The organism is Halomonas sp. BMC6 (assembly GCF_964204995.1).
GTDB lineage: Bacteria > Pseudomonadota > Gammaproteobacteria > Pseudomonadales > Halomonadaceae > Vreelandella.
Map to the genome: position 1 here is coordinate 2,198,216 of NZ_CAXNSH010000001.1, position 23,504 is coordinate 2,221,719.

A 23,504-nucleotide genomic window follows, 5' to 3' on the forward strand; every position below is an offset into this window, starting at 1 on the left:
CGCCGTGTGACCACTCCTCCCCACGCCTACGCCTGATGCGCCCAGTGGGGGAGGATTCTATCAAGCGGCGTAGCCTGCATCATGCCGACCATGGGTGATGACTCAACGATTTGAGACACCGTCGGCAATAACAAGGATAAGGACCATGATGCAGACACCTTCTACTTCTCACTACGTTGGCAGCCAAGGAGCCGACTGGTGGCGCGGCGCGGTGATTTACCAAATCTACCCGCGCAGCTTTATGGACAGTCACGGCGACGGCATTGGCGATTTGAAAGGGGTGATCGACAAGCTCGACTACATCGCTTCATTAAACGTCGATGCGATTTGGCTGTCGCCGTTTTTTACCTCGCCGATGAAAGATTTCGGCTACGACATCAGCAACTACCGCGATGTCGACCCCATGTTCGGCACGCTGGAAGACTTCGACCGACTGGTTGAAGCGGCCCACGCGCGGGGGCTGAAAGTGACGATCGATCAGGTGATGTCCCACACCTCCGACCAGCACGTGTGGTTCGAAGAGAGCCGCCAAAGCCGCGACAACCCCAAAGCCGACTGGTACGTATGGGCCGATCCCAAACCCGACGGCGCGCCGCCCACCAACTGGCAGTCGGTATTCGGCGGCAGCGCCTGGCAGTGGGATACCCGCCGCTGCCAGTACTACCTGCATAACTTCTTGGCCAGCCAGCCGGATCTTAACTTCCGCACCCCTGCGGTGGTCGACGCCATGCTGGAAGAGGTGCGCTTCTGGTTGGAGCGTGGCGTGGATGGCTTCCGGCTGGATGCGGTGAACTTCTGCACCCACGGCGAGTTAAAAGACAACCCGCCGCGCCAGGAAGTTACCGAGAGCTTCCTGGGCGTTCGCCCCGACAACCCCTACGGCTATCAGCTCCACCAATACGACAAAACCCAGCCGGAAAATCTGGTGTTTCTAGAGCGGCTGCGGGCGCTGCTGGATGAGTACCCCGGCACCACGAGTGTAGGTGAAGTGGGCGACGACGATGCGCTCGGCGTGATGGCGGAGTACTCCCAGGGTGGCAAGCGCCTGCACATGTGCTACTCGTTCAACCTGCTGACCGATAAAGCCGACCCTGGCTACTTGCACGAAACGCTTACCGAAATGGAAGCGCGCATTGGCGATGGCTGGCCCTGCTGGGCGCTGGGAAACCACGACGTAACGCGGCTGGCAACCCGCTGGCAGGCGGAAGGGCAGCTCGATAAGCTGCGCCTCTATTTGGTGTTCCTGTTCAGCCAGCGGGGCAGCGTATGCCTCTATCAGGGCGAAGAGCTGGGCCTGCCCGAGGCGGAGCTGACCTTCGAGCAGCTCGTCGATCCGGCGGGCATCACCTTCTGGCCTGCTTATAAAGGTCGCGATGGCTGCCGCACCCCGCACCCCTGGCAGGCGGACGCCCGCCATGCGGGCTTTAGCAGCGCTACTCCCTGGCTGCCGGTGCCCGATTCCCACGCAAGTTTGGCGGTGGACCAGCAAGAGCAGGATGCCGATTCGCTGCTCAATGCCTACCGAGCATTTTTAGCCTTCCGCCGCACGCAGCCTGCGTTGGTTAAAGGCGACGTGCGCTATCACCCGGTACGCGACGAGGTGCTTTGCTTGGAGCGCATCTATCAGCAAACACGCCTGCTGGTGGCCCTGAACTTTAGCGATCAAACCGTGACCCGCCCGGCTCCCGAGGGTGCTGAAGCATTGAAGGATGCGCCTAAGTGGCTAAACGGCGAGTGGCAAGCAGGTACGCTGACGCTGCCGCCGTTTGGGGTGGCGATTGCCCGCTGCCCGCAAGCACAGGAGGAGGATGCGCCATGGGACGTTTAACCCTCAGCGGCATCGGTAAATCCTTCGATGGTGTCGAAATCTCACGAGATATCGACCTCACCATCGAAGACGGCGAGTTCGTCGTTTTCGTGGGCCCCTCCGGGTGCGGTAAATCCACGCTGCTACGCATGATCGCGGGCTTGGAGGACATCACCACTGGGGATATGCAGCTCGATGGTCAGCGTATCAACGAGATTCCGCCCCAGGAGCGGGACATCGGCATGGTGTTCCAATCCTACGCGCTCTATCCGCACATGAGCGTGGCCGAGAACATGGCGTTTGGCTTGAAGCTGGCGCGCACCGACAAAGCGGAAATTCGCCGCCGCGTGGAGCACGCCGCCGAGATGCTGCACCTCACCGAGCTTTTGGAGCGCAAGCCCAAAGACCTCTCCGGCGGCCAGCGCCAGCGAGTCGCTATTGGCCGCACCCTGGTCAAAGAGCCCGCAGTGTTTCTGTTCGACGAGCCGCTCTCCAATCTGGATGCCGCGCTGCGAGTCGATATGCGGGTACAGATCGCCGCGTTGCACAAGCGCTTAAACGCCACCATGATCTACGTCACCCACGATCAGGTGGAGGCGATGACCCTGGCCGACCGCATCGTGCTGCTCTCGAAAGGGCGTATTGCCCAGGTAGGCGCGCCGCTGTCGCTGTATCACTTTCCCACCACGTTGGAAGTCGCTGAGTTTATCGGCTCGCCGCGTATCAATACGTTGCCGGTGACGGTGGTTGACCCCGGCGAGCGCCAAACGGTGGTGCGCCTGCATAGCGGTGAAACGCTGGCGGTGGCGGTAAACGGTCAGCAGCTTCAGGCCGGTGAGCACGCCACGTTAGGGCTGCGGGCCGAAGACCTTGTGCCGGCGGAGCAAGCGGATGCAACGCTGAGCGCGACCCTGATGGTGGCCGAAAAGCTGGGCTATGAAACCCTCGCTCACTGGCAGGTGGCGGGTATCGATACCCCTTTGACCCAGCGCCTGGATGGCCTGACACGGCTGGAAGAGGGGCAGGTCTCGCGCTTGGGAATCGCTGGTCAGCGCTGCCACCTGTTTGATGCCAACGGCAATGCCTGCCCGCGCCAAGTCACGGTGGATGGGGTGAGCCGATAATTTTTTAAAGAATTAAACTTTTTTTAAAAAAGAGTGCATCCAATCGGTCTCCTTGTGTGTATCCCCTATACAGCCGCTATTTAAAGCGGTTGATACAAAACCCAAGGAGACTGAAATGACCATCCAACATATGACGCGTGCTACTCTCGCCGCTACCTTGATTGCATCCTTCAGTCACGTCGCGCTGGCTGACATGACGCCCGCCGAAGTCCAAGTACCGGACGGCAACACCGTCGCTCTCGAAACCGTGGGCGTTGGCGCTATTACCTACATGTGTGAAGCCAAAGAAGACGGCACCATGGGCTGGGTATTTAAAGGCCCGCACGCTGCGCTGAACGATAGCGAAGGCACCCAGGTAGGCAGCTACTACGGCCCGCCCGCCACTTGGGAAGCCCTGGATGGTTCTAAAATTACCGGCACCCAGCTAGCCGTGGCGCCGAATGGCGATGGCAACATTCCGCTGCAGCTTGTTGAAGCCAACCCAGCTGAAGGCGAAGGCGCCATGAGCGGCGTGAGCTACATCCAGCGCCTGAACACTCAAGGCGGCGTTGCCCCTGACGTTGCCTGTGATGAGGGCCACGAGGGCGCCACTGCCGTCGTGACGTATCAAGCCGACTACATCTTCTGGACCGCTAACTAAGCGTTCCAATACTGACTAAACTTTATTAAGTTCAGTAAGGCTAGGGACTCGTATCCAGGCTCCCTAGCCGCTATGCTTCTGGCAGTGCGACGACCGATGCCGGCGCGTTACCAGGGAGCGAATATGTGTCTGAACGTGATATGTCTGAAACAGGTAAGGCTAACACCATTAGTACCGAGAACGGCCACGTAAGGCCCGCTCAAGAATTCGATTACGCTGATGCGCTCGCCCGCTGTGCCCGGGGAGAGCACGCAGCGCTCCAACAGCTTTATCAACAGGAAGGTGCCAAGCTGCTGGGCGTTGTTTTGCGCATAGTGAAAGACCGAGGCATGGCGGAAGATATCGTTCACGATGCCTGCCTGAACATTTGGCAGCGCGCGGACAGCTTCGACCCGCAAAAAGGCGCGGCCCGTACCTGGATCTTCAGCATTGCCCGCCACTTGGCGCTGAATGCCATCCGTGGCCGTGACCGCGAAGTGAGTGTCGACCTGGATGACCCCCACGAACTCGATGACGACGACACCTTCCAACAGGCGTCGCGGGTGACGGACGCCTTCGATTGGCAAACCGGCCAACGGATGGACGAGTGCCTGCAGCAGTTGGAAACCGAACGCCGTAACTGCGTGCTGCATGCCTATGTGGATGGTTTGTCCCATGCAGAGATTGCGGCGCACACGGGCGCGCCGCTAGGTACGGTCAAAGCCTGGATCAAGCGCAGCCTGCTTCGCTTACGGGAGTGTATGGCATGAGCCCTTCGAACGAACCCGATGACCTTCATGCCCTGGCCGGGGAGTACGTGCTAGGCACGCTGCCCATGGCCGAGCGTGAAGCCTTTGAGGCGCGTTTAGCCAACGACCCTGAATTGCAAAAAGCAGTGACGGCTTGGGAAGAGCGTTTCTTTCCCTATACCGCGATGGTGGAGCCGGTTACGCCCTCCGATTATCTCTGGCCGCGTATTGAGCGCAGCCTAAACGCATCGGCCACCCGAGCACCACAAACGGTCTCCCGTCGTGCGCCGCACGCTCATGTGCCGGGTAGCCGTTGGTGGCACAGCCTGCCGGTTTGGCGCGGAATCGCTGGGGCGGGATTAGCGGCTGCGCTGGCCATGGGGGTGTTGCTGACCAACGTCACGACCGCTCCCGCAACGCCAGAGTACATGGTGGTGCTGCTCGCGCCGCAAACTCAGTCGGCGGGGTGGGTGGTGCAGGCCGCGAATCGCCAGGAGATTCAGTTGATTCCTTTGGGCACGTTTGAGGTGCCCGAGGGCAAAGCGCTTGAGTTCTGGACCAAAGCCGATGATTGGCAAGCGCCTGTCTCGCTGGGGCTCGTCGAGCCAGGGCAACCGCTGCGCCTGCGTTTGGATCAGTTACCGCCGCTTGAGGATAACCAGCTATTCGAGCTGACGCTGGAAGATGATTCTGGCTCGCCCTCTGGGCTGCCCACCGGCCCGATTGAGTTTATTGGCCGCGCGGTCGAAATCTAACATCGCCACCCCTGGTGGCGATGTTTATTGAAAGCTTCTGTTAAAAGAAGCTCAACCCGACCTGGAACAGGCGCTCCACGTCGCGAATGCGTCGTTTGTCGATCACGAACAGAATCACGTGGTCGCCGCTCTCCACCCTCACGTCGCCGTGGGCAATCAGTACCTCTTTACCGCGTACGATGGCACCTATGGTGGTGCCGTCGGGTAGATCAATCTCGCGGATCGTGCGGCCCACCACTTTCGACGACTGTTTATCACCGTGGGCGATGGCCTCGATGGCCTCCGCCGCGCCCCGGCGCAGGGAGTGAACATTGACGATATCTCCCCGGCGCACGTGGGTCAGCAAGCTGCCAATGGTGGCCTGCTGGGGGGAAATGGCGATGTCGATATCGCCGCCCTGCACCAAATCCACGTAGGCAGCGTTGTTGATCAGCGTGAGCACCTTCTTTGCCCCCAGCCGCTTGGCGAGCAGCGACGACATGATGTTCACTTCGTCGTCGTTGGTCAGCGCGCAGAAGATATCGCAGTCTTCGATGTTCTCCTCTTCCAGCAGCCGCTTACTGGTGGCGCTGCCGTGGAGCACCACGGTGCGATCCAGCCGCTCGGAAAGCGTGGTGCAGCGCTCCAGGCTATGCTCAATGATCTTGACCTGATGGCTGTGCTCCAAGTGCTCTGCTAGCCGTTCGCCGATATTGCCGCCCCCGGCAATCACCACCCGGCGGAAGTCCCGCTCCACCTTACGCAGCTCGCTCATTACCGCGCGAATATCCCGGCGGGCGGCCAAAAAGAACACCTCGTCGTCGGCTTCAATCACCGTGTCGCCTCGGGGAATGATTGGCCGGTTGCGGCGGTAAATGGCCGCCACGCGGGTTTCCACGTTAGGCATGTGCTTGCCCAAAAAGGCCAGGTCCTGACCCACCAGCGGGCCGCCGTAGAAGGCCTTCACCGCCACCAGCTGCACTAAGCCACCGGCAAACTCCAGCACCTGCAGCGCGCCGGGGTGTTCGATCAAGCGGCGCACGTGGTCGGTGACTACCTGCTCGGGGCTGATCAGCACGTCGATGGGGATCGCTTCGTGGGCGAATAGCCCTTTACGGGTGAGGTAAGCGGTGGAGCGCACCCGGGCAATTTTGGTGGGGGTGCGAAACAGCGTGTGGGCCACCTGACAGGCGATCATGTTGATTTCGTCGGTGTTGGTCACCGCGATCAGCATGTCGGCGTCTTCGCAGCCCGCTTGGCGCAGCACGATGGGGTAGGAGCCCGCGCCGGTCACCGTGCGGATATCCAGTTTGGTGTGCAGTTCGCGCAGTTTTGCGCCGTCGGTATCGACGACGGTGATGTCGTTCTCCTCGCGGGCGAGGTGCTCCGCAAGGGTCGCGCCCACTTGGCCTGCGCCTAGAATGATGATCTTCATTGGTTGGACTCCTCACGGTCGAACTCGACACAGAAGCGGTAACCGATACCAGGCTCCGTCTGTAACAAGCTAGGGGCCTGCGGATCATCCCCTAGCTTTTGGCGTAGTTTGCTGACTACGATGCGTAAATAGTGGGTGTCTTCCTGATGCGTAGGGCCCCAAATGGCTTTCAGCAGGTGGGTTTGCGTCACGATGCGGCCTGCCCGACTGATCAGTAGTGCCAGCACGGCAAACTCTTTGGGCGTCAAATGTATTGTCTCGCCGCTCAAGGTCACCAAGTGGGCGTCGATGTCCAGCGTCAGGGCACCATACTGGTAGCGAGATGGCTCAGTTGCAGTGGGATAGTGGCGCAGAACTGCCCGAATACGGGCCAGTAGCTCCTGAATGCCAAAGGGCTTGGTGACATAGTCATTGGCGCCGCTATCCAGCGCGGTGACTTTCTCGGACTCCTGGCCACGCACCGACACGATAATGATCGGTAGCGCGCTTTGCTGGCGCAGAGCACGAAGCACTTGCTGACCATCCATGTCGGGCAAGCCAAGGTCCAGTAGAACGACATCGATCGCTTCGGCGCCTACCGCTTCGTCCACCGTCCGAATCGCCTGTTGCCCGGTGCTGGCTTCGCTAATCAGAAATCCTTGTGAGACGAGGCTAATGCGCAAGAACTGACGGATAGCGGGCTCATCGTCGACGATGAGAATGCGAGCAGGCTTAGTCCTCATGGTGAGGCTCCTGCGACGTCGTCGGCAAGGGCAGCGTCATGATGATGCTCGTGCCGTGGCCATCAGGGCCATCGGTGGCCGTTACTGTTCCGCCGTGAGCGCCCAGCATTCCGCGGCAAATGGCGAGACCGAGGCCAGTGCCGTGCAAGCTGCGGTCGCCGTCGTTGCCGGTGAAGAACATCTCAAACACCTGCTCACGTAAGTCGCGTGGGATGCCCGGGCCCCCATCGCTCACGGTGAGCGTCATCCTGGAGGCCGTCTTATCGGTGGCGGCCGAAATGGTGATCTGGCCGCCAGCCGGAGAGAAGCGGGCGGCATTTTCCAAGACATTGACGAGCGCCTGCTCCACCAACGCGGGGTGAACATGTAGCAGTGGCAGCTCGCTGTCCCATACCTGCTGCACGTTGAACGGAGTCAACGACCCTGCTAAGCGTTTACGGGCTGAGGCCACCAAGTCGTCGACGCTGATCCAGTCTCGTTGGATGGCAAGCTCACCGTGCCCCAGCCGCGTCATGTCCAACAGGTTTTGAATGTAGCGATTCAAGCGCTCGCTCTCGTTCAAGATACCGTCTAGCAGTTCGAAACGATCCTGTGAGGTCAGTTGAGGGTCGAGCGCGCGCAGGGAGCTGGCGGAGCCTATGATCGACGCCAGCGGCGTGCGTAGATCATGAGAAACGGACGCGAGCAGCGCAGAGCGCAGGCGCTCCTGCTCCTCTGCCAGCCGCGATGCGTTGAGAGCCAGCATACGTTCGCGGCTTACCCCAGTAATGTTGCCGACCACCAGCGCCACGATCAAAAAGAACAGCAGCGTGACTAGCTGTTCGCGCTCGGCAACCGCTAAGGAGAAGTAGGGCTCGGTAAAGCCCACGTTGAAAATGACGAAGTTCAACAGCGCGCTGATAAAAGCGGCATAGCTGCCGGCCAAGACGGCGCAGGCCAGCACTGCCGTCAAGAAAATCAGCGATAGGTTGGCTAGCGCGAGCCAGGCGAATAGCCACCAAGCGGCCAGCAGTGCCGCGAGGCTGGTGCCCACCACCAGCGCCCACTCTTGTCGGGTAGGCAGGCGTCGTGATGCCGTCATGATCGAGCTCCTCAACGCCGCCAGAACATCGGCGTCATCAATACGACCACGGTCAAAATCTCCAAGCGGCCCATCAACATGCCGATGCACAGCAGCCACTTGGCGGCATCCGGCAGCGGGGCGAAGTTGCCGGCGGGGCCAATGATGTCGCCGAGCCCCGGGCCCACGTTGGCCACTGCCGTGGCGGCACCTGTGAGCGCCGTGACAAGATCTAGACCCAACGCGGCGAGCCCTAACGCCAGCACCGCAATGGTGATGAAAAAGAAGAAGGAGAATGCGACCACGCTGCGCGAAATGTCGCTGGTCACCGGTTGTTGATTGAAGCGGTTGGTGAACACGCCGTTGGCGTGAATCAAATAGCGCAGCTGGTTACGCAGCATCAGCATGGCAATCTGGAAGCGAAAGATCTTCATGCCGCCACTGGTGGAGCCGCTACAGCCGCCCACGAACGTCAGGTAAAAGAAGGCGGCAATGGGCAGTGAGCCCCACAGGGTGTAATCATCGGAGGCGTACCCGGTGGTGGTGACCACGGAAATGACGTTGAAGGTCACATGGGTCAGCGAGACGAACCAGTCGTCGCCTTGTACGACTCGCCACGCGCTCAGTATTACGATGGCAGCCAGCAGCAGTTTGAGAAGCCCGCGCACCTGCTGATCTTTCCAAAGCGCGCTCTTCGAAGAGCGAATGAAGCGAATGTACAGCACGAAGGGGAGCGCGCCGCTGAGCATAAAAAAGCTCGCCATCCAGAGTAGCCAGGGCTGCTCGGCATACGCTCCAAACGACGCGTCGGAGTTGGCAAAGCCGCCTGTTGCCAGGGACGTCATGCCGTGAACGATGGCATCCAGCGGGAGCATGCCTCCCAGCCAATAGCTCAGCATGGCCGCGAGCGTCAAAATTACGTAAACGGCGAGGGTGGCTTTGGCAATGCCGCCCGTGCGTGGCATGACCTTATCGGACCAGTCGGACGACTCGGTGTGGAACAGCCGCATCCCACCCACTTTCAGAAACGGCAAAATGGCGATGCCCATGACGATGATGCCGATCCCGCCCATCCACTGCATCAAGCCGCGCCACAGTTTCAAGCCGTCCGAGAGGTTTTCGATGCCCACCAAGACGGTAGATCCGGTGGTGGTGATCGCCGATACCGATTCGAACACGGCGTTGGTAAAGCTGAGCTGGGGAGCGCCTAGAATCAGCGGCAGGCTGGCAAAGCAGCTAATGCTGGTCCAACTACCGGCGGTCAAAATGAACATCTGCCAGGGTTTGAGCTCTAGCGGCACGCCACGGGTAAGCGCCCAGGTAAGGAAGGTCGCGCTGAGAATGATCATCAGCGAGACGGCAAACGCCGGGGCGTCGGGATCGTTTTCGATGACCAGTACGATCAGGGGCAGCGTCATGAACATGGCCAGCACGAGCCATAGTACCGACATGATTTTGAAAATGGGCGCCCAGTTTCGGTAAGTCGTTTGGTAGTAACGCGCGCTAGGGAACGTGGCCATAAGTCCGCTCTGTGTGGGTCCGCTCTAGAATGCCCTAAGGCTAATAAGGCTATCTCATCATGCCGATAAAAAAATGTCCGTAAAATTTCCCTAAAAATTACCCAAGCAATAAAAGACCGGCGCTGTTGGGCGCCGGTCACGAGCAACATGCTCAAGCGAGGAAACAGCCTAGTAAGTGCCTGCTTATCCCTTCACGCCCCCGGCGGTCAAACCACCGATGATCCAACGTTGGCAGATCAGAAACGCGACGGTGATGGGTAGGCCTGAGAGCACGGCGGCAGCGGCGAAGTTACCCCAGCGTTGGTTGTGATCGGCGAGGTATTGCTGAGCACCCACGGCGAGTGTCAGCTTGTGCTCGTCCACCAACAGTACCGAGGCCATGGGGTACTCCATAATGCTCATCACAAACGCCAGGATGAATACCACCATCAAGATCGGCACGGAAAGTGGCAGCAAAATGTAGCGAAACGCCTGCCAAGTGCTGGCGCCATCGACCATGGCGGCCTCTTCCAGCGAACCGTCGATGGATTCGAAATAGCCTTTGATCGTCCAGATATGTAGCGCTACCGCGCCCAGCGAAGCCACGATCAGTGCGCCGTGGGTATTGATGCCTAGCCAGCCGACGAACTGCCCCAGCCGGTCAAAGAGCGCATAGAGCGCCACCAGCGACAGCACTGCGGGGAACATCTGAAAAATCAGCATGCCTTTTAACAGCGGCTCCTTGCCTTTGAAGCGCATGCGGGCAAACGCGTAGGCGCTGGTGGTGGCGAGCATCAGAATCAACACCGACGACACCACGGCCACCTTGATGGAGTTCCACAGCCACAGCAGCACGGGGAAGGGGGGCTGGACTACGGTACCGTCGGCGCGCTCCCAGGGAATCCCCAGCGCCAGCGACCAGTGTTCCAGCGAGAAGTTTTCAGGAATCAGGCTGCCGGTGGCAAAGTTGCCTTCCCGAAACGAGATCGAGATCACCAGTAGCAGCGGAAAGACGATCAGCGATACGAAGCAGATCAGCGCCAAGTGGGCACCTAAACGGCGAGCGCCAACGGAGCGGGGTTGAACCATGGGCATCAGTAACCTCCTAAACCTTCACTTTGGAAAGGCGCAAATTGAGCAGCGACATGCCTGCCACCAGCAGGAAAATCAGCGTGGCAATGGCCGCCGCGAGGCCAAAGTTCTGTCCCGCATCCTGGAAGGCGATGCGGTAGGTGTAGCTCACTAGCAGGTCAGTGGTGCCCGCCGGAGTGCTGGCCCCCAAAATATCCGGGCTGCCGCCGGTGAGCAGCGCGATCAGCACGAAGTTATTGAAGTTGAACGCAAAGGCGGCAATCAGCAGCGGTGTGAGCGGTTTGATGATCAGCGGCAGGGTGATTTTGAACAGGTTGGTGAGCGGTCCTCCGCCGTCTACCGCCGAGGCTTCGTATAAATCCTGGGGAATGGCCTGAATCAAACCCATGCAGAGCAGCAGCATATAGGGGTAGCCAAGCCAGGTGTTGACGATCAGCAGCATGCTACGTGCCATCCACGGGTCGGTGAACCACTCCGGACGTACCCCAAACAGGGTATCCAGGATCATGTTGATCTCACCGAAATGCTGGTTGAACATGCCTTTGAAAATCAGAATCGAAATAAACGCTGGCACCGCATAGGGCAAAATCAGCAGCGTGCGATAAACGGCCTTGCCCTTGAGCTGGTCCCACTGCAGCAGCGAGGCCAGTACGAACCCGACGGCCAGGGTAAACACCACGGTGAGGGCGGCAAACACGAAGGTCCATACGAAGATCTGCATGAACGGGCCGCGAATGTCCGGGTCCGTGAAAATCTGAGTGTAGTTGGCCATGCCGACGTTGACCGGCCAGCCGGGGGTAATTTGCTCGCCGTCGTCAGCCACGAAAAAGCCAATGCTGGGGTCGGGGGTAAGCAGTCGCTCATCGCGGCGATCATACAGCGCGCCATCCTCGCGGGCCTCGTAGCGGTTTACCATCGGCGCAAACTGGCGCAAGCCCGCCATACGCAGTTCGCTGCCATCGGGCGTGACTAGCCGCAAACCTTGCAGAGCATCACGCGCTTGAATGATGGCCCGCATGCCCAGCGCTGCCTGTGCAGGCGGGGCATCGGTGGCCTGCACACCAATTTGGCGGTTTTCCTGATTCGCAAAATTGAGCGGTGACGACACGAACCGCTGGCCCTGAGGGCTTTCCAAATAGAGCCGTACCAAATCACCTTCGGGATAAAGCGCCAGATCAAAGGCGTTGCCTTCCGCTTGATAGGTTTGGCTCATGAGCTGGTCGCGTACCCGCTCTTCTGAGAGCAGGTTGGTAGAGCTGTAGTTACTAAAACTGATCCCTATGGTGTACAACAGCGGGAAAATGACGAACACGCCAAGTCCGGCAATCGCAGGAAAGATATAGCGATGGCTCATCAGCGTGCGTTTTGTGAAGACCACGCCCAGCGAGCCGCCAAGTACCAAGAACAGCAGGGCAAACATCCACTGGCCGTTGAGATGAAACGCCAGCACCAGCCACAGTAGCGCGACGACCAGCACGGCAATGACGCCGCGCATGGCCCAGCGGGTATAGCGTTCGGTAAGATGGCGAGAGCGGTGGCGGGGCAGGCCACGAGACGCGTTGGTGGTGTACATGATGGAGTCCTGAAAGCTGCCCGGCAGCAGGTGCTACCGGGCAGTAGAGGCTAAAACGGAGGCTACTGGCGCATACGGCGCGCAGCGGCATCCAGCGCTTCTTGGGGCGATTGGCGACCGCTGCCAATATTCTGCAGCGCAGGCTCCATGGCGGCCCAGAAGGCGCCCATTTCAGGAATGTTGGGCATCGGCATGCCCACTTCGGCGTTCTCAAGTGTGGCGGCAATGTTAGGGTTGCCCGCCAGCTCGGCTTGATAGTCGATATGGGCAACGGCCCCCAGCGAACCGTCGTTGTTGAACGTCCGCATTCCCTCTTCGCTGAGCAGGTAGTTCTCCAGGAACTCCACCGCTAGGAAGTCGTTGGGTGTGGCAGAGTTGATCATCGCGGTCATTACGCCGAACATCGGCTTGGCTCGCTCGTCACCCACTTTGGGCAGCAGGGCGACACCATAATCGATACCGCTGCGCTCCAGGTTAGGCCATGCCCAAGGGCCGCTGATCATGGTGGCTACTTCGCCTTGGTTAAAGCGCGTATCCATCAGGTTGTAGTCCGTGCCACGGGGGAGTACATCGCTTTCGATCAGTTCGACCAGTAGCTCAGCCCCTTGCAAGGCACCCTCGTTATTGACGCCGATGTCGCTGACGTCATAACCGCTGTCGGTCTGTTTGAACGGGTAGCCGCCGTTGGCTGCCAGCAGCGTCCAGCCGTAGTAGGGTTCGCTGTAATCGAACAGGATGGCTTTCTTGCCTTCTTGGGAGAGCGTGGCGTCCAGCTCCATGAGCTCGGCAAAGCTCTCGGGCGGCGTTTCCACCAGCGCTTTGTTGTAAATCAGCCCCAGCGATTCCACCGAGATGGGGTAACCGTAGGTCTCGCCATTCCACAGCGCCGCCTCCCAGGTGAAGTCGTAAAACGCGTCGCGGAAGCTGTCGCTGGGAGCGATCGGTTTGAGTAGGCCGCTTTGTGCCCACTCACCCATGCGGTCATGGGCCCAGATGACGATATCCGGCCCTTGGCCGCTGCCTGCCGCCTGCTGGAAACGGTCGGTCAGGTTGTCGGGAAACACGACTTCCACTTCGATGCCGGTATCTTCCAGGAACTGGTCAGCGACAGCGCGGATGCCCTCCTGGCCTTTGTTATCGCCCATCCAGATGGTCAAGCGGTCATCCTCAAAGGCGAAGGCGGGGAGTGTGGCGGTGGCCGCTAGCGTCGCGGCGAGCAGCGGCGTGAAAAATGGACGAACCATTGCCATGATGTGCATACCTCATTGTGACGTTGTTGTTGTCGTGCGCGTTCTCATATGACGCGCTTTGTTCACGGTCAGCGTCGCTAATTACGCACAAGGCCACCTCCTCCTTGGGGGGAGGAGGGGTGGCGTATCCGAGGGGCGTAGAGTAAAGGTAGAAGCTTAGGCGGTCAGGGCGCGACATCGTCGCTGTAAAACGCACCGGAAAGGGCAGCAGGCGACAATATTTTGTAGTAAAATTACACGAATTATTGCGTATAATGCCTCACATCAGATAGATTTTAGGTAATCTAACTACATTAGATGACCTAATTATAAATAGGAGCTGAGATGAGCCAGTCACATGCCCCGCTGGGCGATCCGAATCACGCTATTGATTTAGCGCTTTTTGGGGCGCTTGGCGACCTTGCCATGCGCAAGCTGTTTCCTGCGCTGTATCATCTTGACCGCGAAGGCTTGATGCCCGAAAGCACGCGGATCATGGGGCTGGCGCGTCAGGAGTACGACACTTCCGCGTTCCGTCAGCTAGTCAGCGGCGCGCTGCAAAAGCGCCTGAAAAAAGACGAGCAGGATAAAGAGAGCCTGGAGCGGTTCCTGAACCGCTTAGAGTATCTCAAGCTCGACTTCGCCAACGCTGAGGGCTATGACGCCATTCGCCAGTGGCGCGAGGGCAGCAAGCGCCCGATGGTGGTCTATCTCTCCGTGGCGGCACGCATCTACGGCGACATTTGCCGCAATCTGCAGGCCAGCAACAGTCTCGATGACGATACCCGCGTCGTAGTAGAAAAGCCGATTGGCTATGACCTAGCCTCTTCCGAGGAGATCAACGACGCCATTGGTGCCGTGTTCCCCGAGTCGCGTATCTACCGCATCGACCACTACCTGGGCAAAGAGACGGTTCAAAACCTGATCGCCCTGCGCTTTGCCAACCCGCTGTTCGGTACCCAGTGGAACCAGAACCATATCTCCCACGTTGAAATCACCGTTGCCGAAAAAGTCGGTATCGAAGGGCGCTGGGGCTACTTTGACGATGCGGGGCAGCTGCGGGATATGGTGCAGAACCACCTTCTACAGCTGCTGTGCCTGATCGCCATGGACCCGCCCTCGAACCTGGATGCCGATGCTATCCGCGATGAGAAGGTGAAGGTGCTCAAGGCATTGAAACCGTTTACCGGCGAATCGCTGGGACGCGACGTTGTGCGCGGCCAGTACATTGCGGGCACCAGCGACGGCCAATCCGTGCCGGGCTACCTGGAAGAAGAGGGTGCCAATACCCAGAGCCAGACCGAAACCTTCGTGGCCATGAAAACCGAAGTGGCCAACTGGCGCTGGGCGGGCGTGCCGTTCTACCTGCGCACCGGTAAACGGATGCCGGAGAAACTCTCGCAGATCGTCATTCACTTCCGCCAGCAGCCGCACTACATCTTCGACCCGGACCAGCGTGGCATTGCCTCCAACAAGCTGATTATCCGCCTGCAGCCGGAAGAGGGCATTGCCCTTCAGGTGCTCACCAAGGATAGCGGCCTGGATAAAGGCATGCGCCTACGGCCTGGCCCGCTGCACCTGGATTTCAACAGCGCCTTCCCGAAATCGCGTATTCCCGATGCCTACGAGCGCCTGCTGCTGGAAGTCATGAAAGGCCAGCAGTACCTGTTCGTTCGCCGTGATGAAGTAGAGCACGCGTGGCGCTGGTGCGACCAGCTCATCAATGGCTGGAAGTCACGCGAAACGCCGCCGCGCCGCTACCCAGCTGGCTCTTGGGGGCCGGTCGCCTCCATTGCCATGATTACCCAGGATGGCCGCAGCTGGTACGAGGATTATTAACATGAGTGAAGCACGTCAAGCGCTAGCCGAGCAGCTAGCGGAAGCCGTCTATCAGGCGCTAGCCGACGATCTTTCCCACCAGAAGCGTGCGCTGCTGGTAGTCTCCGGTGGCTCAACGCCCGTGCCGTTTTTCAAAGCGCTGGCGCAAAAGCCGCTAGAGTGGGCGCGGGTCGATATCACCCTGGCCGACGAGCGCTGGGTCGACGAGCAAAGCAGTGACAGCAATGCCAAGCTGGTGCGCGACAACCTGCTGCAAGGCCCAGCGGCGGCGGCTAACTTCGTGCCGCTCACCTCGGACGCTGGCACCCCGGAAGAGGGCGTGGCAGCGGTGGCAGAAGCGACCGCCGGGCTTGCTTGGCCCGCGAGCGTGGTGATTTTAGGCATGGGCGGCGATGGCCATACGGCCTCGCTGTTCCCCGATAGCCAAGAGCTGGACCTAGCGCTTTCTACTGATGAGCCGCTAGTGGCCGTGCGTACCCCCAGCCAGCCGCAGCCGCGCATTACCTTCTCGGCGGACCGCCTGCATCAGGCTAAGCGCCACATTCTACATATTACCGGCGACGATAAGCGTGCCGTATTGGCGAATGCCATAAATGGTGACGATGTTCGTACACTGCCCATCCGCGCGTTCTTATCTTGCCCGCTGGCGATCTACTGGGCGCCCTAACGCTACACTTTCGCCAATAACAATTTGCTTGGAGACTCACTCATGACCATCGATAAACAGCTACCCTCAACGCGCACCGCCGAGCTGGACAGCATTTGCCTGAAAGCCGAAGTGATCCCGGTGATCACCATCGAGCGCCTGGAAGACGCCGTACCGCTGGGTCGCGCCTTGGTTGAGGGTGGCCTCACCGTGCTGGAAATTACCCTGCGTACCGACTGTGCCCTGGAAGCCATCAAGCGCATGAAAGAGGCGCTACCGGGCGCCAGCATTGGGGTCGGCACCGTACTCACGCCTGCCCAGTACCGTCAAGCTGAGCAAGTTGGCGCTGATTTCGTCGTTACGCCGGGTGCCACCGAAGCGCTTTACCGCTATGGCGTAGAGAGCCCCGTACCGATGCTGCCGGGCGTGTCTACCATTTCTGAGCTGATGACCGGCTGGCAGTACGGCTACCGCCGTTTCAAGTTCTTCCCCGCGGAATCCAGCGGCGGTGCCAAAGCGATCAAAGCGTTCGGCGCACCGATCCCCGAAGCGCGTTTCTGCCCCACGGGTGGTATCACCGTTGATAACGCCGAATCTTACCTGTCACTACCCAACGTGATGTGTGTAGGCGGCTCTTGGCTGACGCCGAAAGCAATGGTCGATGCCGAAGATTGGGACGGCATCCGCGAACTCGCCCGCCAAGCGGCGGAGCGTTTTCATCACTAATAGGTAACACCTTACCGAGCACTCTCGTTACTTGCCTCACTGATGTCGGGTCGTGTGAGCAAGACGTTTGCCCGAGCATGTCGCCATGCTCGGGCTTTTTTGTGTCTACACCTAAAGGGGATGGTTCAGAACATAAGCAGTCGTGATACGCTAACTTAAACGATTAAGTTAGGGTTTAAGCATGACGTTAGCGGATTTTGAACCCCAGCGCCCGGCAGTGCATTTTGCCCCGCCGATGGGGTGGATGAACGACCCCAATGGGTTGGTGTTTTTCGAGGGCGAGTACCATCTGTTTTATCAGTTCCACCCGTTCAGCACCGTTTGGGGGCCAATGCATTGGGGGCATGCGGTTAGCCGTGACCTTTGCCATTGGCGGCACTTGCCCATCGCGTTGGCACCCAACGAAGAGGGTGCCTGCTTTTCGGGTAGCGCCGTGGTGGATGAGCACGATGTCACGGGGCTGTTTGACGGCCAGCCGGGGCTCCTGGCGTTTTACACCTGCCACCGGGTGCTCTCTGATGACCCGGAGGATTACCAGCAGTCCCAGTGCTTGGCGTATAGCCGCGACAAGGGCCGTACCTGGCAGCGGTACGAAGGGAATCCGGTTCTGCCGCCGCCTGGGTTTAAAGATTTCCGCGACCCTAAAGTGGTTTGGCATGGCCCTAGCCAGCGCTGGGTAATGGCGCTGGCCTGTGGGCAGGAGATTCACTTCTATACCTCCCATAACCTGCTGGAGTGGCAGTTTGCTAGCGCCTTTGGCGAAGGCGAGGGCGCGCATACCCAGCACCCCTGGGAATGTCCGGATCTGTTTGAGCTGCCGGTGGAAGGCGCTGGGCCGGATGAGTCCGCCACGCGCTGGGTGCTGGTGGTAGGCATTGGCGCCACGCCGGAGAACCCGTTTGGCTCGTTTACCCAGTACTTTATCGGCGAGTTTGACGGCCAGCGTTTCACCAATGATAACGCTGCCGACACCGTGCTGATGATGGACGAAGGGCGGGATTTTTACGCGGTGCAGAGCTGGTCGAATACCCCCGGGCGGCAGCTTGCGCTGGCGTGGTTGAACAACTGGCAGTACGCCAACCATGCCCCCGAAACGGGCTGGCGAGGCACCATGAGCCTGCCGCGAGAGCTGACGCTGCGTGCGACTTCTCGTGGGGTGCGGTTACATCAGCATTTTGCTCGCGAAGCAGCTCAAGTGCTCAGCGCCCCTCGCCGCCTATCGCCTCGCTCGCTGCAAACGGCAGGGGAGCACTGCATTGCGTTGTCCGATGGGGAGGCCATTCATGGTCAACTGACGCTGGTGCTCACGGCAGGTACGAAGCTGGCGCTATCACTACAGCAGGGCTATCAGCAGCGACTGTGGCTGACCGCAGGTGAATCAACAACGTCGCTACACTATGAGCGTCAAGGGAGTAACGGTCAGGCCGCGTTCGATGAGCACTTTTCCTGTGATCACGCGGCGGGCAGCGTCGATGGGTTAACGGTGACGGTGAGGTGGTGGTGCGATCACGGTACGCTGGAAATGTTGATCGAAGGAGCCGCTGAGCAGCGCTGCATCACCCAGGTGAGCTTTGTCGATCATCGCCGTCAACCGGTTACGTTGGAAGTCGTCAGCGGGCGGGTGGATGTGGCGGAAGGGGTTACCCAAAGCGTCGCCGAGTAGCGAACTCGACGACGCTGAGCGTTAGCCTGCCGAACTGCGCAGGGCTTCGATATCGGCGTGGGTGGGCAGTGCGGCATACGCGCCGGGGCGGGTGACCGCGTGGGCGCCGCAGCGGCAGGCAATGTCCACCGCGCGGGTGAGAAACGCGCTGTCCTGGTGCCAGCTCTCGCTGATGCCGTAGCTTGAAAGCTCCGCGAGCAGGCCGCCAATAAAGGCATCGCCACCGGCGGTGGTGTCCACCGCCGTGACGCTGGGCGGGGTCACGGTTTGGTCAATGCCGATGCCTTTGAGCACCACGTTATTGGGGCCATCGGTGACGACCACCACTTTAACCCCTGCGGCCATGCGCTCGGCGAGCCACGCGTCTTTTGGGTGGTCGCCACGTAGGTAGTCCAGCTCTTCGAGAGATACTTTCACCAGCTCGGCGCTGTCGATCAGCTCGGTGACAAGCCAAGTATCCGCAGCGCCCTCTGTCCATAGGTTGTGGCGCAGGTTGGCGTCCACGCTCACAAGGCAGCCCGCACGCTTGGCCATGGCGGCAATCGCGAGGGTGGTCTCGGCAATGTCGGGGTCGGTCAGGCTATTGCTACACAGGTGCACAATGGCGGGCTGCTCGAACACGCCGTGGGGCAGATGCTCCAGGCGGTAGAGCAGGTCCGCCGCCGGTGGGCGGTAGAAATCGAAGGTGCGCTCGCCGCTGCTGTCGCGGGAGACAAACGCCAGCGCCGTGCGGGCCTCTTTGGTGAGCACCACGCCCTGGGTATCTACACCGTGGCTTTTCAGCTCACGAATTAGAAAGTGCCCAAAGGTATCATTACCCACCATCCCCAAAAACTTGCTGGGCACGTTGAGCCGCGCGCAGGCCACCGCCACGTTGGCGGGCGCGCCGCCAGCGTAGGGGGTAAAGGTTTCCGGCCCTGTGTTATCGCCCAAGCGGCTCGAGAGCATATCAATCAAGGCTTCACCGAAAGCAATCACCGGCGTCATAGGTCGTTCCTTGTCATTATTAGCATTCATGTTGAGTGGGTGGCGAGCCTAAGCGACGCAGTGGCCGCGGGCGGCCTCCAGCAGTTCATACCAAGCTTCTCTGGGCAGCGTCTCCGGGCCGTTCAGCATGTCGGCAATACGCTCCGGTTTCACGCTGCCCACCACCGGTGCTGGGCGACCGGGCAGGGTGCGCAGCCATGCCAGCGCCAACGCGCCGGGCGTGCTGTTCAGCTCGCCTGCTAAACGGTTCAATACGCGGCTCACTTCACCCTGCATCAGTTGGCCGCCCGCCAGCGGAGACCACGCCATGGGCGCATGGCCATCGGCACCCAGGTCGTCAAAGCTGCCATCAAACAGCGGCGCGCTATGGGCAATGGAGAGTTCGATCTGGTTGGCCTGAAGCGGGTGGTGCATATGGCGTTGCAGCCTGCGCCACTGGTTGGGCAGATGGTTGGAAATACCCGCCGCACCAATTTTGCCCGCCTCGATGGCATCATCCAGCGCGCGACCCGTGGCATCGGCATCCATCAGCAGGTCCGGGCGGTGAATCAGAAAGTGGTCCAGGCGCTCGACGCCCAAACGGCCCAGCGCATCGTCAATGGCGCGGCTTAGGTAGTCTGGGCTGGCATTGTAGTGCTTGATCTTGCCGGAATCCGGTGCCGGGTTGTCGTTGGCGATGCTGGCTTTGGTCACCACATTCAGCCGCTTAGCCAGTGCCGGGCGGGCGCGCAGCGCTTGGCCAAACAGCGTTTCGCACGCTCCGTTGCCATAAATGTCGGCATGGTCGAACCAGTGCAAACCCTGTTCTAAGCGAGCTTCGATCCAGTCGGCCAAGCGGCTCGCTTGGTGCATCTCTTGCGCTTCATGCAGGCGCATCATGCCGAGTACAAACGGCACGTCGAACGTAACAGCAGCCATGGCGTTTCCCATCAATTAAAAGACTTCTTCGTTATGCAGCGCTTCGGCGGCACCCAGCAGGCCGGTCCATGGGTGAGTCACAATCCACACCGGGATGTCGGCGTTGTACGCGCCCATGCGCCCTTTATTAACAAAGCTTGCGCGAAGCTCGCACTTGGGCAGCCAGTCCAACAGGCGGGGCAGAATGCCGCCGCAGAGATACACGCCGCCGCGGGCGCCCATGGTCAGGGTGGCATCGCCGCACACGTCGCCGAGAATTTTCAAAAAGCGCAGCAGGGTGGCGGTGGCGATGGCATCGCCCTGGTTAGCCGCTTGGGTCACGTCAGCGGGGGTCTCGCAGCGCGGCGCTTGGCCTTCCAGGGTGCAGTGGGCTTGGTACAGCTCTAACAGCCCCTGGCCGCAAAGGATGCGCTCCACACTGACCCGCTGGTGGCGCTGTAAGAACACGTCCAGCAGCGCGCGTTCGGTGGTGTCGGTGGGCGCAAAGGTAACGTGGCCGCCCTCAGTCGGCAGCGGAATCCAGGCATGCTGGCCGGGGAACACCCCAGCCACGCCTAGCCCCGTACCGGGGCCGATGACCAAGCGGGTCGAGTGCGACTGGGCTTCCCCAGGCTGCACTTCCACCAGATTATCTTCCCCCACATGAGGAACGCCCAGTGCTTGGGCGGTGAAGTCATTGATAACTTTAAACAGCGACAGATTCAGCGCCTGCTGAACGTCGCTTTTCATAAAGTCCCAATGGTTGTTGGTCATCTTTACCCGCTCGGCGTGCACCGGGCAGGCGAACGCCAAGCAAGCTTCTTTGGGCGCGTTGTCGCCGGTTGCGCCCACCCGTGCGAGATAGTCCTGAATCGCTTCGATCACGCCGGGGTAATCGGCGCAGGGTAGGTTAAGAATGTCGTGGGGCGTTACCTCGCCCGGCGTGACCAACGCCAGGCGAGCATTCGTGCCGCCAATGTCCCCGATTAATGCCGGTCGCATCAGGCGTCCTCTTGAAAAATCTGACCTTCTTGACGAGCGAGATCGTCGGCTTCGAAGCCGCCCAGGGAACCTGCACCCTCTTCGCCGCGCATGGCGAGGTGGCGGAAGCCAGAGAACAGCTCGCGGCCCAGGCCCACATGGTAGTGGTCTAGATTGGCAACGACGAGTTCACGCTCGGCCCAGGTGGCGGCGTCTACTTTGGCTTCCAGCGTACCGGCGTTGGCATCCAGGCGTACCACGTCACCATCACGCAGTTTTGCCAGCGGGCCACCGTCCAGCGCTTCCGGGCTCATGTGGATAGAGGCGGGCACTTTGCCCGATGCGCCAGACATGCGGCCATCGGTGACGAGGGCAACCTTGAAGCCACGGTCCTGAAGTACGCCAAGGAACGGCGTCAGTTTGTGCAGCTCGGGCATGCCGTTGGCTTTGGGGCCTTGGAAGCGCACGACGACGATCACGTCGCGGTCCAGCTCACCCGACTCGAATGCCGCTTTCATCTCGTTTTGGTCTTCGAAGATCTTCACCGGCGCTTCGACGATGCGGTGCTCTTCGGCTACCGCCGAGACCTTGATCACGCCGCGGCCCAGGTTGCCTTTCATCACGGTCAGGCCGCCGGTGGGGGCAAAAGGTGTAGCGACCGGGCGCAGCACTTCTTCGTCCAGGCTCTTTTCCGGGCCTTCGCGCCATACCACTTTGCCATCTTCCAGGAAGGGCTCTTGGGTGTAAGCGGTCAGGTCGGTGCCAAACACGGTGGGAATATCGCCATGGAGCAGGCCTGCGCCTAGCAGTTCGCGGAACAGGTAGCTCATGCCGCCCGCTGCCTGGAAGTGGTTGATGTCTGCCTGGCCGTTGGGGTACACCTTCATCAGGCTGGGGGTGACCGCTGACAGGTCGGTGAAGTCATCCCAGTTCAGCGTAATGCCCGCCGCTGCCGCCATGGCAATCAGGTGCATGGTGTGGTTGGTGGAACCGCCGGAGGCCAGCAGACCGACCACGGCGTTGACGATGGCGCGCTCGTCGATCTGCTTATAGAACGGACGGTACTCGCCGCCGGGTTCGGTGTTACGAATGGCCTGTTCAGTGGCGTAGCGGGTCAGCGCTTCGCGCATCTCGGTGCCAGGATTGACGAACGAGGTGCCCGGCAGGTGCAGGCCCATCACTTCCATCATTAGCTGGTTGGAGTTAGCGGTGCCGTAGAAGGTGCAGGTGCCGGGGCTGTGGTAAGAGTCGGACTCCGCCTGCAGAAGCTCCTCGCGGCCCACTTTGCCTTCGGCGTAGAGCTGGCGAATGCGCGCTTTCTCTTTGTTCGGCAGGCCGCTGGGCATCGGGCCTGCGGGCACAAACATGGCGGGCAGGTGACCAAAGCGCGCCGCGCCGATGAACAGGCCAGGGACGATTTTATCGCACACGCCAAGGTAAAGCGCGGCATCGAACATGTTATGTGAAAGACCCACGGCGGTGGCCATGGCAATCACGTCGCGGGAAAACAGCGAGAGTTCCATGCCCGGCTGGCCTTGGGTCACGCCATCGCACATGGCGGGCACGCCACCGGCAAACTGGGCGGTAGAGCCCATGGCGCGGGCGGCCGCTTTGATGGTTTCCGGGAAGGTTTCGAACGGCTGGTGGGCCGAGAGCATATCGTTGTAGGCAGAAATGATCCCCAGGTTGGCACTGTTCATCAGCTTCAGGGAGTCTTTTTCCTGCGCGCTACAGGCAGCAAAACCGTGGGCGAGGTTGCCGCAAGAGAGTTCGGCGCGATGCACGCCGCGTTTGTGCTGGTCTGCCATGCGGCGCTCATACAGGGCGCGTCGCTCGGCAGAGCGCTCACGAATGCGTTGGGTAACCTCGGCAACCGTAGGATTGAGTGTAGCGGGTGTTGAACCAGGCATAGGGACCTCTGCATGTGTCGAGACGGTGAGTCAAGTTTGTAGTTATTTTACATCTTATGGCGTCGATATAAGAGACTTTACGGCAATAAAATCGCTATTTATAGCTTAAGTTGTAGTTTTATTACCCTAATGGTTAACAACTATCGCCGTCGCGCATGATGCTTTGATGAATGATAGAAAAAAACGGCGTGCAAGCGCCTGTTTCATGGTTA

At 60.1% G+C, this 23,504-nt stretch carries 20 protein-coding genes; 9 read left to right on the forward strand and 11 right to left on the reverse strand.

What is annotated here, in order from left to right:
* The first annotated feature begins 145 nt into the window (after positions 1-145).
* From AB6K10_RS10555 to AB6K10_RS10575, 5 genes are all read left to right on the forward strand, one after another.
* Positions 146-1,828, forward strand: coding sequence for an alpha-amylase family glycosyl hydrolase (locus AB6K10_RS10555; RefSeq protein WP_339118661.1), 1,683 nt, complete (start codon positions 146-148; stop codon positions 1,826-1,828).
* A complete protein-coding gene (gene ugpC, locus AB6K10_RS10560) occupies positions 1,816-2,931 on the forward strand; it encodes a sn-glycerol-3-phosphate ABC transporter ATP-binding protein UgpC (protein ID WP_339118662.1) in 1,116 nt (371 codons plus the stop codon). Before AB6K10_RS10555 ends, ugpC begins: the two co-directional genes overlap by 13 nt.
* A gap of 115 nt (positions 2,932-3,046) precedes the next feature.
* Positions 3,047-3,571 carry a DUF3455 domain-containing protein gene (locus tag AB6K10_RS10565; protein WP_253018951.1) on the forward strand — a complete coding sequence of 175 codons (525 nt, stop codon included), beginning with the start codon at positions 3,047-3,049 and terminating at the stop codon, positions 3,569-3,571.
* Positions 3,572-3,696: 125 nt separating this feature from the next.
* Positions 3,697-4,320 carry a sigma-70 family RNA polymerase sigma factor gene (locus AB6K10_RS10570; protein WP_285264375.1) on the forward strand — a complete coding sequence of 208 codons (624 nt, stop codon included), beginning with the start codon at positions 3,697-3,699 and terminating at the stop codon, positions 4,318-4,320.
* The gene (locus AB6K10_RS10575; RefSeq protein WP_339118663.1) at positions 4,317-5,054 is read left to right on the forward strand and encodes an anti-sigma factor; all 738 of its coding nucleotides are present in this window, start codon (positions 4,317-4,319) and stop codon (positions 5,052-5,054) included. The genes AB6K10_RS10570 and AB6K10_RS10575 overlap by 4 nt, the downstream gene beginning before the upstream one ends.
* 40 nt (positions 5,055-5,094) lie before the next feature.
* Here the strand turns inward: AB6K10_RS10575 and trkA are convergent, their stop codons facing one another.
* The 7 genes from trkA to malE all read right to left on the reverse strand — a co-directional run bounded on the left by trkA (position 5,095) and on the right by malE (position 13,664).
* Positions 5,095-6,468: a Trk system potassium transporter TrkA gene (gene trkA / locus AB6K10_RS10580; protein ID WP_159341823.1), complete on the reverse strand. Its 1,374-nt coding sequence runs from the start codon at positions 6,466-6,468 to the stop codon at positions 5,095-5,097.
* Complete coding sequence (locus tag AB6K10_RS10585) at positions 6,465-7,190, reverse strand: response regulator (protein ID WP_285264377.1); 726 nt, start codon at positions 7,188-7,190, stop codon at positions 6,465-6,467. Before AB6K10_RS10585 ends, trkA begins: the two co-directional genes overlap by 4 nt.
* Positions 7,180-8,271 (reverse strand): ATP-binding protein, encoded by a 1,092-nt coding sequence (locus AB6K10_RS10590; RefSeq protein ID WP_339118664.1) that lies wholly within the window; start codon positions 8,269-8,271, stop codon positions 7,180-7,182. The genes AB6K10_RS10585 and AB6K10_RS10590 overlap by 11 nt, the downstream gene beginning before the upstream one ends.
* 11 nt (positions 8,272-8,282) lie before the next feature.
* The gene (locus tag AB6K10_RS10595; RefSeq protein WP_285264379.1) at positions 8,283-9,770 is read right to left on the reverse strand and encodes a TrkH family potassium uptake protein; all 1,488 of its coding nucleotides are present in this window, start codon (positions 9,768-9,770) and stop codon (positions 8,283-8,285) included.
* Positions 9,771-9,953: 183 nt separating this feature from the next.
* Positions 9,954-10,844: a maltose ABC transporter permease MalG gene (gene malG / locus AB6K10_RS10600; RefSeq protein WP_253018945.1), complete on the reverse strand. Its 891-nt coding sequence runs from the start codon at positions 10,842-10,844 to the stop codon at positions 9,954-9,956.
* Between the two features lie 10 nt (positions 10,845-10,854).
* Positions 10,855-12,414 (reverse strand): maltose ABC transporter permease MalF, encoded by a 1,560-nt coding sequence (gene malF, locus AB6K10_RS10605; RefSeq protein ID WP_339118665.1) that lies wholly within the window; start codon positions 12,412-12,414, stop codon positions 10,855-10,857.
* Positions 12,415-12,476: 62 nt separating this feature from the next.
* Positions 12,477-13,664 carry a maltose/maltodextrin ABC transporter substrate-binding protein MalE gene (gene malE / locus AB6K10_RS10610; RefSeq protein WP_159341829.1) on the reverse strand — a complete coding sequence of 396 codons (1,188 nt, stop codon included), beginning with the start codon at positions 13,662-13,664 and terminating at the stop codon, positions 12,477-12,479.
* Positions 13,665-13,988: 324 nt separating this feature from the next.
* On the opposite strand from malE, the gene zwf reads away from it, so the two are divergent.
* From zwf to AB6K10_RS10630, 4 genes are all read left to right on the forward strand, one after another.
* Positions 13,989-15,482: a glucose-6-phosphate dehydrogenase gene (zwf, locus tag AB6K10_RS10615; RefSeq protein ID WP_339118666.1), complete on the forward strand. Its 1,494-nt coding sequence runs from the start codon at positions 13,989-13,991 to the stop codon at positions 15,480-15,482.
* A 1-nt stretch (position 15,483) separates the two neighbouring features.
* Positions 15,484-16,149, forward strand: a complete 666-nt coding sequence (gene pgl, locus AB6K10_RS10620; protein ID WP_285264383.1) for a 6-phosphogluconolactonase — start codon at positions 15,484-15,486, stop codon at positions 16,147-16,149.
* A gap of 42 nt (positions 16,150-16,191) precedes the next feature.
* Positions 16,192-16,854, forward strand: a complete 663-nt coding sequence (locus AB6K10_RS10625) for a bifunctional 4-hydroxy-2-oxoglutarate aldolase/2-dehydro-3-deoxy-phosphogluconate aldolase (RefSeq protein ID WP_159341832.1) — start codon at positions 16,192-16,194, stop codon at positions 16,852-16,854.
* A gap of 181 nt (positions 16,855-17,035) precedes the next feature.
* On the forward strand, positions 17,036-18,517 hold the full coding sequence (locus AB6K10_RS10630; RefSeq protein WP_339118667.1) for a glycoside hydrolase family 32 protein: 1,482 nt from the start codon (positions 17,036-17,038) through the stop codon (positions 18,515-18,517).
* 21 nt (positions 18,518-18,538) lie between these two features.
* Here AB6K10_RS10630 and AB6K10_RS10635 read toward each other — a convergent pair whose 3' ends face one another.
* The 4 genes from AB6K10_RS10635 to edd are packed head-to-tail and all read right to left on the reverse strand — an operon-like array spanning position 18,539 to position 23,292.
* Positions 18,539-19,504: a carbohydrate kinase gene (locus AB6K10_RS10635; protein WP_339118668.1), complete on the reverse strand. Its 966-nt coding sequence runs from the start codon at positions 19,502-19,504 to the stop codon at positions 18,539-18,541.
* Positions 19,505-19,552: 48 nt separating this feature from the next.
* Positions 19,553-20,422, reverse strand: a complete 870-nt coding sequence (locus AB6K10_RS10640) for an aldo/keto reductase (RefSeq protein WP_339118669.1) — start codon at positions 20,420-20,422, stop codon at positions 19,553-19,555.
* Positions 20,423-20,437: 15 nt separating this feature from the next.
* Complete coding sequence (glk, locus tag AB6K10_RS10645) at positions 20,438-21,403, reverse strand: glucokinase (protein WP_339118670.1); 966 nt, start codon at positions 21,401-21,403, stop codon at positions 20,438-20,440.
* Positions 21,403-23,292 carry a phosphogluconate dehydratase gene (gene edd / locus AB6K10_RS10650; protein WP_339118671.1) on the reverse strand — a complete coding sequence of 630 codons (1,890 nt, stop codon included), beginning with the start codon at positions 23,290-23,292 and terminating at the stop codon, positions 21,403-21,405. Before edd ends, glk begins: the two co-directional genes overlap by 1 nt.
* Positions 23,293-23,504 lie beyond the last annotated feature (212 nt).